This is a genomic window from Actinomadura oligospora ATCC 43269 (assembly GCF_000518265.1).
GTDB lineage: Bacteria > Actinomycetota > Actinomycetes > Streptosporangiales > Streptosporangiaceae > Spirillospora > Spirillospora oligospora.
This window is the reverse complement of record NZ_JADG01000003.1, coordinates 581,363-595,262: the sequence shown is the minus strand read 5'-3', so window position 1 is coordinate 595,262 and position 13,900 is coordinate 581,363. Positions and strand designations below refer to the sequence as shown.

General features: G+C 72.0%; 13 protein-coding genes. 3 read left to right on the top strand and 10 right to left on the bottom strand.

What is annotated here, in order from left to right; translation table 11 throughout:
- Positions 1-36: 36 nt before the first annotated feature.
- From P696_RS0102350 to P696_RS0102325, 7 genes are read right to left on the bottom strand one after another with little or no spacing between them, the layout of a single operon-like run.
- Positions 37-1,590, bottom strand: a complete 1,554-nt coding sequence (locus P696_RS0102350; RefSeq protein ID WP_026411069.1) for a non-ribosomal peptide synthetase — start codon at positions 1,588-1,590, stop codon at positions 37-39.
- A complete protein-coding gene (locus tag P696_RS42715; RefSeq protein ID WP_064743844.1) occupies positions 1,587-2,570 on the bottom strand; it encodes a biotin synthase BioB in 984 nt (327 codons plus the stop codon). The genes P696_RS0102350 and P696_RS42715 overlap by 4 nt, the downstream gene beginning before the upstream one ends.
- Complete coding sequence (locus tag P696_RS55580) at positions 2,554-3,816, bottom strand: alpha/beta hydrolase family protein (protein ID WP_051466621.1); 1,263 nt, start codon at positions 3,814-3,816, stop codon at positions 2,554-2,556. The genes P696_RS42715 and P696_RS55580 overlap by 17 nt, the downstream gene beginning before the upstream one ends.
- Positions 3,813-4,664 carry a GNAT family N-acetyltransferase gene (locus P696_RS0102340; RefSeq protein ID WP_026411068.1) on the bottom strand — a complete coding sequence of 284 codons (852 nt, stop codon included), beginning with the start codon at positions 4,662-4,664 and terminating at the stop codon, positions 3,813-3,815. Before P696_RS0102340 ends, P696_RS55580 begins: the two co-directional genes overlap by 4 nt.
- Positions 4,661-6,055, bottom strand: coding sequence for a B12-binding domain-containing radical SAM protein (locus tag P696_RS0102335; protein ID WP_026411067.1), 1,395 nt, complete (start codon positions 6,053-6,055; stop codon positions 4,661-4,663). The genes P696_RS0102340 and P696_RS0102335 overlap by 4 nt, the downstream gene beginning before the upstream one ends.
- A gap of 45 nt (positions 6,056-6,100) precedes the next feature.
- The gene (locus tag P696_RS51935) at positions 6,101-6,907 is read right to left on the bottom strand and encodes an aspartyl/asparaginyl beta-hydroxylase domain-containing protein (protein WP_026411066.1); all 807 of its coding nucleotides are present in this window, start codon (positions 6,905-6,907) and stop codon (positions 6,101-6,103) included.
- Positions 6,908-6,947: 40 nt separating this feature from the next.
- Positions 6,948-7,295, bottom strand: a complete 348-nt coding sequence (locus tag P696_RS0102325; RefSeq protein WP_026411065.1) for a hypothetical protein — start codon at positions 7,293-7,295, stop codon at positions 6,948-6,950.
- A 408-nt stretch (positions 7,296-7,703) separates the two neighbouring features.
- Here P696_RS0102325 and P696_RS0102320 point away from each other — a divergent pair, with 408 nt between their 5' ends.
- Both P696_RS0102320 and P696_RS0102315 read left to right on the top strand, forming a co-directional pair.
- Positions 7,704-8,717, top strand: coding sequence for a hypothetical protein (locus P696_RS0102320; protein WP_157429473.1), 1,014 nt, complete (start codon positions 7,704-7,706; stop codon positions 8,715-8,717).
- 81 nt (positions 8,718-8,798) lie between these two features.
- The gene (locus P696_RS0102315; RefSeq protein WP_026411063.1) at positions 8,799-9,623 is read left to right on the top strand and encodes a transporter substrate-binding domain-containing protein; all 825 of its coding nucleotides are present in this window, start codon (positions 8,799-8,801) and stop codon (positions 9,621-9,623) included.
- A 40-nt stretch (positions 9,624-9,663) separates the two neighbouring features.
- Here the strand turns inward: P696_RS0102315 and P696_RS0102310 are convergent, their stop codons facing one another.
- From P696_RS0102310 to P696_RS0102300, 3 genes are all read right to left on the bottom strand, one after another.
- Positions 9,664-10,035, bottom strand: a complete 372-nt coding sequence (locus P696_RS0102310) for a hypothetical protein (RefSeq protein WP_026411062.1) — start codon at positions 10,033-10,035, stop codon at positions 9,664-9,666.
- Positions 10,036-10,063: 28 nt separating this feature from the next.
- Positions 10,064-10,753, bottom strand: a complete 690-nt coding sequence (locus P696_RS0102305; protein ID WP_026411061.1) for a DUF998 domain-containing protein — start codon at positions 10,751-10,753, stop codon at positions 10,064-10,066.
- Positions 10,754-10,994: 241 nt separating this feature from the next.
- Entirely contained in the window at positions 10,995-12,641 is a 1,647-nt protein-coding gene (locus P696_RS0102300; RefSeq protein ID WP_026411060.1) for an NAD(P)/FAD-dependent oxidoreductase, read from the bottom strand.
- 186 nt (positions 12,642-12,827) lie between these two features.
- On the opposite strand from P696_RS0102300, the gene P696_RS0102295 reads away from it, so the two are divergent.
- Positions 12,828-13,889 (top strand): Gfo/Idh/MocA family oxidoreductase, encoded by a 1,062-nt coding sequence (locus P696_RS0102295; protein WP_026411059.1) that lies wholly within the window; start codon positions 12,828-12,830, stop codon positions 13,887-13,889.
- The last annotated feature ends 11 nt before the right edge of the window (positions 13,890-13,900 follow it).

Genomic DNA, 13,900 nt, shown 5'->3' with positions numbered 1-13,900 from the left:
TTCTTCTCCTCTTCCTTCACTGGTCGTCCGGTGGTGTCACGCCCGTTCGGCGAGAACTTGTGACCAGCCCTCCACACATCGGGATTCGGGCTGCAGCAGGGCCTGCTCGGGGACCTCCACCCCGGTCTCGTTCTCCAGCCTCACCGCCAGGGAGAGCCAGTCCAGGGAGCCCAGGCCGAGCCGGGCGAAGTCCGTGCGTCTCAGTTCGGGATCGGACGCCAACCGCTCCGCGCTCGGACCACCGCCACCGCGATCGGCCAGCGTCCGCGCCACGAGCACGGCGACGAGCAGGTCACACGTGGCGGACAGGTGAGGCCGACCCCTGACCAGCTCGAGCATCGCGTCCCTGTCCGGCTTGCCGATCGTGTTCCTTGGCAGGCGGCGGCATTTGACGACGTGGGGAGCGGGAGTCCCGCCGAAGGGCGTCGGCAGGGGCTCGTCACTCGTGTCGTCGGTCTCGACGAGCGCGTAGAAGTCCTCGAACTCGGGGAGGCCGGGCCGCGGCTCCACGAGCAGGACGACGTCCTTGACGCCGGGCACGTCCCTCAGCGCCCTGTCGACGGCGCCCGCGTCGACGAACCTGCCGTTCAGCCGGAGCGGCCCGCGCAGCCTTTCGACGAAGTGCACGGTTCCGTCCGGATCGTGACGGACCATGTCGCCCGTGCGCCATTCCTTCACGGGCCCCTCCGAGCCGAGGTACCCCTCGGCGGGGGCGGCAAGGCTGAGGACCAGTTCTCCCCGGGCACCGGGACGCGGCTCGACCACCTCGACCCCCGCCATCGGCCGTCCCATCCCGGTCTCCCCCAGGAACGTGGCGCCCGTCTCCGTGGATCCGTATCCGCGCAGCAGGGGCGGGCCGAAGCGTTTCCTGAACGCCTCGTCGAGGTCGTCGCCGACTTGGCCCGCGCCCACCAGCGCGGCCCGGAGTCGCGGACGGCCCGTCCGCCGGGTCCCGGCGAGCAGCCGCGCCAGGGGCGGAGTCAGCGCGACCACGGACACGGCCCCGCTGTCGATCTCGCGGGCCGCCGCTGCGGCTCCCGCGAAGGCCGCCGCGTCCACGTCGCAGCCGTTCAGGAGCGCGCTCATGGCGACCCCCCAGCCCAGCGAGTGGACGAGCGGGACGGGAACGGCCACCCGCTCCCCGGGCACCAGGGGCAGCCCCGCGGCGTACCCCTCCGCCTCCCGAAGCAGGCTCTCGACACCGCGTTTGGCGATCTTGGGACGGTCGGTGCTCCCCGAGGACAGGTGCAGCACCGCGGTGCGTTCCAGCCCCTCGACCCGGCCGGAGCCACGTCCGGGGATCACCGTCGGCCCGGCGCTGATCCGGCAGGCGTCGCCGAGGCCGGGCGGCAGCGCGACGTCGGCCGCCACGGGCATCGGGACCGCGTCCAGCATCCAGGACGCCATGGCCGCCAGCAGGATGTCGTCGCCCCGCAGGCCGCTCAACAGCACGACGTCGCCGGGCCGTGTCCCCGCCGCGGCCAGCCCGTCGTGGAACGGGGAGAGGGACGGCGTCCCCATCCGCGTGCCGCCGACGGACGCCTTTCGCTCCCGGATGCGGGCCACCAGTCCCGGACGGCCGCCGTTCACGCGTTCACGCCCAGGAACACCGAGCCGCGGGTCCGGAGATCGGCGGCCCGGACCAGATCCTCCACGTGCCGCAGCCGCACCACGAATCGGTCCTTGCCGTAGATCAGGTACTTCTGCCGGTCGGACGCCCGGCTGAAGTTCACCGTCATCACGTTCGCGCCCGCCGCCAGCCCCCGCGACTGCCCGCCCGCGCTGGTCTTCTCCAGCGCGCTGACCGACGGGATGAGCAGTTCCGGATGGCGGATGCGGAGGCACGCCAGGACGTTGAGCGCGAGGTCGACCGACCCTTGCGGCGAGAGCTGCAGAGGCGTGTTCGGCGCGGGCACGAAAGGGCTCACGCTGCACATGTGGACACCGAGCTCCCCCGCCAGTTCGATGTCGTCGACGATGCTGTCCAGGGTCTGGCCGGGCAGTCCGGAGATCAGGCCGATCCCGACCTTGTAGCCGAGGTCGAGCAGGTCCCGGACGCAGCGCAGCCGCTCGTCCAGGCTCTCGTGCCGCATGGCCTCGTGCAGGCGGGGGTCGCTCGTCTCGTGCTTGATGATGTAGCTGGTGGCGCCCGCCTCGCGCAGGCGTTCGTACTGGGCCCGCGTCATGTTCCCCAGGTTGAGCAGGATCTCCACGCGTCCGCCGTACACGGCCCGGATGCGCGGTATGGCGTCCTCGACGGCGGCGAGCGTGCGCGGCGTCTCGCCTCCCTGGAGCAGGACGATGTCGATGCCCGCGTCCCGGATCTGCTCGGCGCACTCCACGATCTCGTCGCCGCTCAGGAAGTAGCGCTCGTTGTCCCGGGTGTTGTCCCGCCTCATCGGGCAGTACTCGCAGTTGACCCGGCAGACGTTGGTGACCTCGACCACGCCGCGCAGCAGGATGTCCGGGCCGAGGTGCGCGCCGAGCGCCCGGCGGGCCTCGGCGAAGAGCTCGTCCTGCTCGGCGCCGCGCGCGTGGAGAAGGCGTCGCACCTCAGTTCTCGTCAGCATGGGAATGCCTCCGTCCGGAGTCGTTCGGAAAGGGAACGGCGGATCGGGGGACGTCGAGGCGGATGACCTGTTCGGCGGCCAGCGCCGGATCCGCTTCCTCGCGGTAGGTCTCGACGACCGTCGCGAGATCCGGCTCGAACCGCACCGATGTGGCGGCGCCGTTGACCAGCACGGTGACGGCGTCCCCCGGCGCGAGCCGGTCGCCGCTCGCGTAGAGCGTCACCCGGTCCGCGCCACTGACCTCGATGTCCATCCGGTCGGGCTCCACCTGACGGGCGTGGACGCGAGCGACCTCGCCCGGCCGGACGCCGCCGACGCGAACCCAGTGGGCCCGTCCGTGCCGGTCGTCGATCGCCCGGTGGTTGATCTCGACCGGTCGGCACCGCCGTCGCCTGTCCCCCAGCCAGGCCGCGAGCCGTTCGAGCAACGGGCTCCCCTCGTCCAGTCCCAGGGTCGGCAGGGGGTGCTCGCCGTCCGGGACCTCGACGTATTCGATGTCCTTGTGGCCGTCCTCGCGCAAGGTGGCGAACGACCCGCGGTCGAAGTCGGGCGGGATCTGCCGGTCCCTTCCCCCGTGCACGGCGAACACCGGCAGCGGCAGGACGTTCGGGAGCAGGGCCCTGGTCCGGGCGTCCGTGCCGAACAACTCCCACGCCGACAGGGCGCCGTTGATCGGGACGGCCGCCGCGAAGCTCTGCCAGAACCTCATGGCCAGGTTCCAGGTCGCGATCCCGCCCATCGAGACGCCCGCCACGACGCAGCGGTCCGGGTCCACCTCGAGCGCCGCCCTGGCCCAGCGCAGCGCAGCGAGCGGGGAGTCCTGTCCGCTCAGGTCCCAGTGCGGGCGCTGGAACCTGCGGCCGAAGATCCCGGCGAAGTCGCGTGCGCTCGCCCCCTGGGAGCGGTGCCGCGCCGTCGGGCAGATGATGGCCATCGAAAGCGCGTCTCCGAGCGCCGCGAAGCCGGGCAGCACTTCCTCGCCGCTGCCTCCCGCACCGTGCAGCAGGATGAGGGCGCCGAGCCGGGGATGGCGGCCTGGTGCCGGTACGCGCACCGCGACCTGTGCGAGGCCCCCGTGGCCGTCGTCCACCTCGACGTTCCCCGACCAGGACGTCCAGCCGGAGTCGTCGCGTCGGCCCAGCAGGTCTCGGAGCGCCGCGGCGTCCATGCCCATGCGCCGCAGCCTGCGGCACGCCGATCCGACGTCGCCGTCCAGGCACAGCGCGCGCGCCTCGTGCGGCCTCATCGTGAGCGCCTCCCTGCGTCGACTGCGTTGGTTGCGTTGGGTGCGTTGGTTGCGTTGGCGGGACGGGGCGCGAAGTCGAAGCGGCCGAGCCGCACAGGGGTCCGGCTCAGGCGGCGGGCGCCGGTGTTCGTCAAGGAGAGCGCGGCCACAAGGTCGGTCGCCTGGACGGGCACTTCGAGGGTTTGCGCGCCCTGCGCTCGCGCGAGCGGGCTCACATGCGCCGTCAGCCTTGGGAGTTCGGTCGTGGCCGGGCTGGGACAGGCGCTCAGCACGAAGCGCGGTCCGTCCATCACCCAGTGCGTGACCTGCTCGCCGTTCGCGTACGTCTCGCCCCAGGCGAAAAGGTCCTCGACTCCCGGTGCGAACGATGCCTCGCCTGCGGGCCCCATCGCGATCGTGCCCGCGTTCGCGGGACGGCCTCCGGCGGCGTCTCGCGGCCCGTGCAGTGGTATCTCGTAGCGGTGCAGGTACGGGCCCGTCTGGCGCAGGCGCAGTATGCCCGCCAACGCGGCCTCCGCCATATGCGGTTCGACCCATGCCGCGATGCCGGCGAATCCGTGGGCGCGCGCCTCGCTTCGCAGCGCGAACGCCAGCTGTGGCGCCGCGCCGGAACCGCGCTCCGCCTCCTCCACGAAGACGCCCTTCAGCAGCAGGTGCCGACCCCACCTCATGCCGCGATGCGCGGCGAACAGCCTGCCCGAGGATCCGGCCATGCCCAACCAGAGGTAGTCGTCGCCCGCGGCCGTCTCGGCGGCCAGCCGAGCGCCGCTCAAGCCGCTGAACACGTCCATCCGGAGGATCTCCTCGACGTCGTCGGGAGTGAGCCTGCGGATGGTGGCGGCGCTCACGCCCCTCCGCCCAGAGCGTGCCGGGGGTGGACGGCGTCCTGGCGTTTCAGGGCGAGGTAGGGAAGGCCGCTCGCCTCCTGGGCCGTGCCCGGCTGGAGCGGCAACCTGGTCATCCGCCTGCTCGAGGCCCGTCCCGCCATGAGGTTCAGCAGGCAGCGCGTGGAGACGAACCGGCTGTCGAAGTCCGTCATGACCCAGTCGAAGAGGTCCGGGGGCAGCGGATAGAACGTCGGGGTCAGCAGGTCGTCCCCGTCGAGGGAGACCTGCCGGGCGAGCGCCGTGCCCGGCAGGATCCGGTAGCCGACGCTCATCACCAGCTCGTCCTGGGCGAGCCTGGAGTTCGCGTACTCGGCGCTGGTGCGGACGCTCTCCCGGTCCTCGCCCGGCCCGCCGAACACGATGTTGACCCGGACGGTGAGATCGTGGCGCCTGCACCGCTCGAGGAACCTGGTGACGTGGCGGGTGTCGAAGCTCTTGCCCAGCGTCCTCATCATGCGGTCGTCGAGGCTGTCCGGGGACACGACCACCGTCTCCACGTCGCTGGGCGCGAGCATGGCGGCGAACTCGTCGTCGAACGGTTTCGGAGTGAAGTACGCGGACCAGGTCAGTCCGGGCAGATCCTGCTCGATGAGCATGCGGACGACCTGCTTGGCGTACCGGAGCTCGGCGTTGAAGATGCTGTCGGTGAAGAACACCCGGCGGATTCCGGCGTCGTAGATGTCCCGCAGTTCCGTGGCGAGCAGTTCCAGCGGTTTCACATCGCCCTTGTTGTCGCCGGAGATGTAGGCGTACGGGCAGTAGACACAGCCCTGGTAGCAGGTCTTGCGTCGTGTCTCCACGCCGATCGTCGCGCCCTCCAGCCGGGCATAGGACGTCAGCAGGGCCCGGGGGTGCTGGAGCGGGTCCCGCAGGAAGCCCGGATGGCGTTCCCCGCCCAGGTTCCGGCCCGCGCCGCGCCACCGCTCCGGGGCCGCGACGATGTCGAGCATCGCCTTCTCGCCGGGCCCGACGACGCCGACATCGAAGCCCAGCCGCGCCAGCAACGCGTCGGCGAACAGGCTGTACCCGGGGCCGCCGCCGACCAGGAGCGGCGTGTTCGGCCCCGCCGCCGCCCTGACCCTGTCGACGAAGTCCTGATAGTCGTCGACGTGGCCGTCGCAGGCCATGTCGATGGGGTCGATGTTGCGGATCGTGAAGCCGATGACGTCCCAGGGCTCGGCCGCCCATGAGAGGTCCCGGAGGGCGCTCGGATCCGCCACGAAATCGATGAGCCGGGTGTCGTGGTCCGCGCGGTCCAGAGCGTCCTGAACACATCGCAGCCCGATCGGGAAGATGGGCTCGTTCCCGGGCATGGGAAGACTGGCCAGGTTGACGAGCGCGACGCGGGCCATCCGGGTTCACCTCCTTGAGAACGCGGTGATCGAGGTCCGCGCCGGTCAGCGGGACAGGATCTCGCTGGACCAGAAACGCCGGGCGACGAGCCTGCGCCACAGCCCCATCAGGAACGTGAGAGCGCGCACCTCGTCGTCGTTCAGGTCCGGATGCCAGATGTCGAACAGCAGCACCACGCGTTCGGAGTCGGACGCGTTCCATGCCTCGTGTTCGTAGGAGTCGTCGAAGACGAGGACCTCGCCCGGCGTCCAGGCCCTCGTCTCGTCGTGGACGCGGAGCCGGGCGCCGTCCGGTGCGACGAGCGCCAGATGGCACCGCAGGTGGGCGTTGGTGTAGCCGGTGTGGGCCGCCACATGGGTGCCCGGGTCCATGATCGAGAAGTAGCACATGCCACCGCTCGCGCCCGTCGCCTCGGGTATCGCGTCCAGCGCCGCGATCGTCCTCGGGCACGCGTCGATGTTCTTCGTGCACGCCTTGCCGATGCAGTAGAGGTAGAGCGTCTTCCACCTCCCGCTGACCGCGAGGGCGGTCTGCTCGGACCGGGCGAGGACACTCGGCCCGCCGGCCGCGGCGATGTACTCCTCGGTGACGGCCTGGGCGGTGGCCTCCAGCCGAGGTATCCAGGCGAAGCGCTCGCTGTCCCACCAGGGAGCGGCGGAGAGGCCGGGGATGGCGACCGAAGCCCGCTGACCCGGACTCTGCTCGCCACCCCCCGGCCGGCCGCTGATCCGCACGCCTTCGATGACGCGAGCGACGGACGAGCGGGCGATCCGCTGTTCCTCGCACCAGCGCTCCAGGTGGGCCAGGCTCTCCTCGAGATGGGTCGATCCCTGGTCGTGTCCCGGTGTCATGCGTGGCCTCCTGGAGCCCGGTGTCGTCGGCGGTGCAGGGTCAGACCGTGGCCTCGTGCTGGTACGGCGACCTCCGCCGCGTGTGCGCGCTGTCGCAGCTCGGCATCACGATCTTGTGGAGGAAGTCGGAGTCGACGAGGTCGAAGAGCGCTTCACAGGCCTTGTCGAAGCGTTCGGGGTCGACCGTGATGAGGGTCTCGACCGCCTCCCTGTCGAGCAGGAGCCGCGCGGCGGCGAGGGTCTCCCGTGGGTTGTTCGCCAGGTCCGTGGCGAACTTCCGGTCGTAGGTGAGCCTGCCGATCAGCGCGTCCATCTGCCGGGCGAGGCCGACGGCCTTCTGGATCTGCTCGGCGGTGCGGGCTCCTGCCGTTGGCGTGAACTGAGGCATGGTGCCTGTCTCCTTCGCTTGGATTCCCGTGGCGCCGGGCGACCCTTGGCCCCGCCGGCGCCTCGGGACCCAGGAAAGCCCGGTCGTGAAGGTGTCCAACAGGGCGGCGGACAGGCCCGGACAGACTCGTCCGCGCCCGGTCCGAACAGTGGCCGGAGCAGGGCTGATCGTGTTCTTGACCGTCGAGACCGAGGACGGCGCGCCACTTCGAGCGCGGCGCCGCTCCTCACCAGGGGGCGACGTCCCGGGCGCCGTGGTCGCGGTTCTCTGTCACCCCTTCGGGAGGGACGGACGCCAATACCGGACACCACCGGACGCAGAGGGTCACCGGTCAGACACTCTCGGACGCTCTCGGATGGGATAATCGGTGGCGCGACAACGGAGGGCTCGAGCGCAGAAGGACCAGGCGTGACGACAAGTGATGACCCGGCGGCCTCTCCGGCCGTGCGCCGGTCCGAGCTGGACTCGGTGACGTCCTCGCAGGACCTGGCGAAGCTGCTGGTCGAGCAGTACGCCCGGGCCGACGCGTCGCTGCGGGAGCTCGAACTGCGGGCGAACAGGGCGGGAGGGACCCGGCTGGCGCGGGCCACGTGCGCGGACATGCTCGCCGGGCGCAGAATCCCCAAGAAGGCGGTCATGCTGGCGTTCCTGCGGGCCTGTCACGTGCCCGAGGACCAGCTCCCCGACTGGGAACGGGCCTGGGAACGGGCGAAGATCGCCCAGCTCTCCACCGCGCCCGCCTCCACCCCGGAACGTGACGAGCCGCTCTCCGAACGCTCTCCGGGCGGCCCCGAGGACGACGACGCACCGGCAGGTCAGGAGACCGAACAGGCGGTCGTCGCCCCACCGGGCCGCCGCCGTGGGTTCGCGTGGCGCCGCACCGGCGTCTGGGCCGGGCTCGCCGCCGCGGCGGGACTGCTCACCGCCCTCGGCCTCTTCGCGCTCATCGGCACCGGCCCGCCTCCCCCACGTCTCGTCACCGACGACGGCCGCGCGTTCACGTGGGGCGGATCAAGCCGTTTCACCGTGACCATCGACGCCGCCAACACCGGGGTCCGGCTGATCCGCCGTCTGGACGCCGGCGTCGCGATGCAGACCGCGACGGTCGCCGTGGACGGGGCCCTGGCCGCGGTGTGGCAACCCCTGCACGAAGGACCTCACGGCTGGAGGGACCAGACCGTCCTGCTGCCTCACACGCTCACGCTGGGGCGCCGCAGTCTCACCATCACCAACACGTTCGTGTCCTCGGAGCTGGACTTCAACGAGTTCAGTTACTTCGTCGAGCAGCGGGTCGACGGCGGCTGGTCCCACGCCGACACCGTCGACGTCGGTCCGAACCACCTCGACAGCGAGGCCGCGCACCACTACCGCATCACCCACCAGAGCTGGTCGGGAACGCACCTCTTCGGCTATCTGAAATAACTTCGTCCGGAGCGGGCGTCCGACGGCCGTTTGTGGTCGTTCTCCCAGCGGAAACCGGACGGCGTTGCTAGCGTGCGCGCCATGCGGAGAATGATCACGCCGGGCCTCGCGGCGTGGCTGGCGGCGAGCACCGCCGTGACCGGTTGCCTGCCCTACGCGCGGGCCCAGTCCGGTCTGCTCGCGAAGGGGACCCTGGTCGCCGGGGTGCGGCCGGATCTGCCGGGGATCGGCATGCGCAAGCAGGACGGCACGTTCGAGGGCCTGGACGTGGACGTCGCCGCCTACGTCGCGAAGGCGCTCGGGAAACGCGTCCGGATCGTCCCGACTCCGGCGGCCGACCGCGAACGCCTCCTGCTGAAGGAGAAGAGCGTCGACATGATCCTCACGTACTGGGTGAGGGCCGACTGGAAGACGCGGATCGCCTTCGCCGGGCCGTACGTGCCGACCTATCAGGACATCCTGGTCCGCTCGAGCGAGCAGCGTATCCGGAACGTCCACGACCTCGCCGGACGTCCGATCTGCGCGGTCAAGGGCGCGGGCGCGGCCGACCTGGTCATCAAGGGGCTGCGCGTCCCGGCCCGGCCGGTGCAGACCGACGGGTACGCGCAGTGCACCGCGATGCTCCGGGACGGCCGGATCGACGCGATCACCACGAACGACACCATCCTGGCCGGGCTGCGCAACCAGCAGGGCGCGCCGTTCCGGCTGCTCGGCGCGCGGTTCGGGGAACAGCGCACCGGCATCGGCATGCGCCCCGGCGACACGGACGGCTGCGAGGCCGTCAACAAGGCGGTCACCCAGATGTACCAGGACGGCACGATGGCGAAGTCCATGCGCCACTGGTTCGGCGGCTCCGGCCTGGACATGTCCGTCGTCGCCGTCCCCCAGTTCGAGGGCTGCGAGTAGCGACCGAGGCCGGGCATGACGTGCCTGGAGCGGCGGTCGTTCAGGACGGGTCGACGAGTGCGGCGCCGAAGGCCCACGGGGACGCCTGGGCGATGAAGTCGCCCGGGAATCCGAGCGCGAAGCCGGTGGCCTTGTCCAGGCGGGAGAGGCTTTCGGACGGCAGGGCGATCGTGGAGGGCTGGGGCGCCGACGAGGACCTGCGTGCCCTGTGGCTCGAGCAGATGGACCTGTTCACCGACGCCGCCGCGACCCGCATCCGTTCCGACCCGGACGCGCTACGGCACCTCGGCGACGTCGACGCGCGCGCCGTCGCGGCCCCCAGCTGCGTGATGCCGAGCCGCTCGGTCAGGATGCTGCGGGACAGGCCGCGCTGGTCGTAGGTGACGACGGCGTAGCGGCCGGCCAGCCACATCCCGCCAGGGCGGCCGGCGCTCCGGCGCTCACCGTTCGGCCGACGGCGCGGTGGCGAGCCGCGCGGTCGTCGCGGTGAGCCACACCAGGCCCAGCCCCGCCCCCGCCGTGAAGGACAACACGCTGGCGGCAGAGCCCACGAAACCGGCCAGGACCGCCACCGGAACGATCCGGCAGGCCGTCGCCCAGCCGCGTCGGCCCTGAACCGAGAACCGCCGGGCCAGTACAACGAACGACGCGCACAGCGCCGCGAAGCCGACCATGCCGACGACCATGTGGACGGTGCCGTGCGTGCTGAGCGAGGCGGCCTGGCCTTCGGGGGTCCCGGCGGGGAAGCCGGCGCCGGGGTCGGCGGCGAACACCGCGCTGACCAGGGTCGAGGCCCCGAACACGGCGATGAGCCTGGGCGCCCAGGTGCCGCCGGGCCCACCGTGCAGCGCTCGGCGCACGCCGACCGCGCCGATGATGATCAGCACTCCGGTGAGCACGAAGCTGGTCTCCTGGATCCAGCCCAGGTCACCGAGGCTGAGCTGGCTGATGGCGTTGCGGCGGAAGTCGTACCCGTCGCGGAGCAGCCCCTGGATCACCCCTGCCGCCAGGAACAGCGGACCCGCGGCCATTGCGCAGGCCAGCGCGCTCCGGGACGCGGCCGGGGTGACGGTCTGGGCGGTGGGGAGGGTCTGTGCGGTCTGGGCGGTGGGGAGGGTCTGTGCGGTCATGGCGGTGGTCCTTCTGTGCGGTGTTCTCGTCGGCCTTGCACTGACGCGTCGCACAGACCTCCGCCGGATCGACATCCCGCCGGACTTTTTCTCGAAGAGTTTTTGCGCGCCTGTATCAGCGCAGGCCGGAACCGGTGTGCGCGGCGGCGGCGACCGCAGTCGTGGCCCTCACCGTCCGCGCGGGCGGCCGAGGATGCGATCGAGTCGCCCGGCGCGTGGCAGGCCAGGGCAGGAGTGGTGACTATGCCTGCTCGAGGTAGCGGTGGACGAGGGCGACGGCCATCGCGCCGTCGCCGACGGCCGAGGCGACGCGTTTGATCGAGCCGGAGCGGACGTCCCCGGCGGCGAACACTCCGGGCAGGCTGGTCTCCAGGTGGTAGGGCTGCCGGTTCGGCTCCCAGTCGGCCGGACGGCGTCCGTCCGCGACCAGGTCGGGGCCGGTGACGATGAAGCCGTCCTCGTCGCGTTCGACGGCGCCGCTCAGCCACTCCGTGCCCGGCTCGGCGCCGATGAACACGAACAGCCAGTGGGAGTGGACGGTCCGCTCGCCGTCCGGGCCGGTCAGGACGAGCCGCTCGAGCCGGTCCTGGCCGCGTCCCTCGGTGACGACCGTCCCCGGGTGGACCTCGATGGTGCCGATCTCGGCGATCTGCTCGATGAGGTAGTGCGACATCGACTTCTCCAGGCTCTCGCCGCGGATCAGGATGTGCACCCTCCTGGCGACCTTGGAGAGGTTCACCGCCGCCTGCCCGGCCGAGTTCGCGCCGCCGACGACGTACACCTCCTCGCCCTCGCAGCTGGGCGTCTCGGCCATCGCCGCGCCGTAGTAGACGCCGCGTCCGACCAGGTCCTCCAGGCCCGGCGCGGCCAGGCGGCGGTAGGAGACGCCGGTGGCGAGGATGACCGCGTGCGCGGCGACGGTCGTGCCGTCGGCCTGCGTGACGACGCGGGCCCGGCCGTGCGCGGCGATCCCGGTGACCTCGCCGGTGGTGATCAGCTCGGCGCCGAACCGGACGGCCTGGCGGCGGGCGCGGTCGGCGAGCTGCGCCCCGGACACGCCGTCCGGGAAGCCGAGGTAGTTCTCGATCCGGGAGCTCTGCCCGGCCTGCCCGCCGGACGCGTGCCGCTCGATCAGCACGGTGTTGAGCCCCTCGGACGCCCCGTACACCGCGGCGCCGAGCCCGGCCGGGCCGCCGCCGACCACGATCAGGTCGTAGAAGTCCGCGCCGGGCGCGGTGGTCAGCCCGACCACGGCGGCGAGCTCGGTGTCGGTGGGGGCGCTGAGCAGGGTGCCGTCGGCGGTCACGACCAGCGGCAGCTCGGGGTCGCCCGCCGCCTTGAGCAGCTCGGCGGCCTCGGGCGCGGTGTCCAGCAGCCAGGTGTAGGGCACCTGGTTGCGGGCGAGGAAGTCGCGCACCTCATAAGACCGCGCCGACCAGCGGTGTCCCACGACCCGCAGCTCGCCCGGACGCCGCCGGTCGGTGCGCCGCCACGCCTCCAGCTGCGCGTCGATCACCGGGTAGAACTTCTCCTCCGGCGGGTCCCACGGCTTGAGCAGGTAGTGGTCGAGGTCGACGACGTTGATCGCGCGGATCGCGGCGTCGGTGTCGGCGTAGGCGGTCAGCAGGACGCGCCGGGCGAACGGGTAGAGGTCCATCGCCTCCTCGAGGAACTCCACCCCGGTCATCTCGGGCATCCGGTGGTCGGCGACGAGCACCGCGGTGTCGTCGCCGCGCAGCTTCAGCTCGCGCAGCGCGTCCAGCGCCTGCGGCCCCGACTCGGCCCGCAGCACCCGGTAGGACTCGGCGTACCGGCGGCGCAGGTCCCGCGCCACGGCCCGGGACACGCCCGGATCGTCGTCCACCGTCACGATCACTGGTTTGGCCACGCTCGACTTCCCTCCGGTCCGCCCGTATCGCTCATAAGCGTACGACGCCGGTGATCTCCGTTTCGTCCCGCGCCCACCCGGGGCGGGCGGGCGCGGCCGGATCTCGGCCGGATCTCCCGCACACGCTCGGGCGCGGAGCGTCACCCCGGCTTTGACCTGCGGGAAGCCATCCGGGATGATCGGAATATGTCCCTACGCGTGGCCCTGATCGGATACGGCACCGGGGGCGCGGTGTTCCACGCCCCGCTGATCTCCTCCGTGCCCGGCCTGGAACTGTCGGCCGTCGTCACCGGCAACCCCGGGCGGCGGGCGGACGTCCGCGACCGGTACCCGGACACCCGGGTCCTGGACAGCCCGGACCGGGTGTGGGAGACCAACGGCGAGTTCGACCTGGTCGTGGTGACCGCGCCGAACCGGATGCACGTCCCGCTCGCCCGGACGGCGCTGACCACGGGCCTGCCGGTGGTGCTGGACAAGCCGGTCGCGGCGACCGCCGCCGACGCGCGGTCGCTGGCCGCCCTCGCCGCGGTGCGCGGGCTGCCGGTGATCCCGTTCCACAACCGACGCTGGGACGGCGACTTCCAGACCGTCCGGCGGCTGGTCGGGGCGGGCGCGCTCGGCGGCGTCCAGCGCTTCGAGTCGCGGTTCGAGCGGTGGCGTCCGCAGGTGAAGCCGGGCTGGAAGGAGAGCTCGGACCCGCGGGACGCCGGCGGCATCCTCTACGACCTCGGCTCCCACCTCATCGACCAGGCCATCGCCCTTTTCGGACGTCCGGAGAGGGTCTACGCCGAACTGGACATCCGCCGCCCGGGGGCCGAGAGCGTGGACGACGCCTTCGTGGCCCTCGCCCACCCCGGCGGCGTCCGCTCCCACCTGTGGATGAGCGCGACCGCCGCCCGGCTCGGCCCCCGTTTCCGCGTCCTGGGCGAGCGCGCCGCCTACACCGTCCACGGCATGGACGGCCAGGAGGACGCCCTCCGCGACGGCCACACCCCGGAGGAGGACGGCTGGGGCCAGGCCCCGCCGGAGTCGTACGGACTGCTCGGCACCCCTGACAAGGCGCACCGCGAGCCCACCGACCCGGGCTCCTACCAGGACTTCTACGCCGGTGTCGTCCGCACGCTGCGAGGCGGGTCCCCGCCTCCGGTCGCCCTGAAGGACGCCATCGCGGGCCTGGACGTCATCGAGGCCGCCCTCCGCTCCGCCGCCGACAACGAGGTCGTCGAGCCCCACGCCCCCGGCCGCTGAGGCCACCGCTC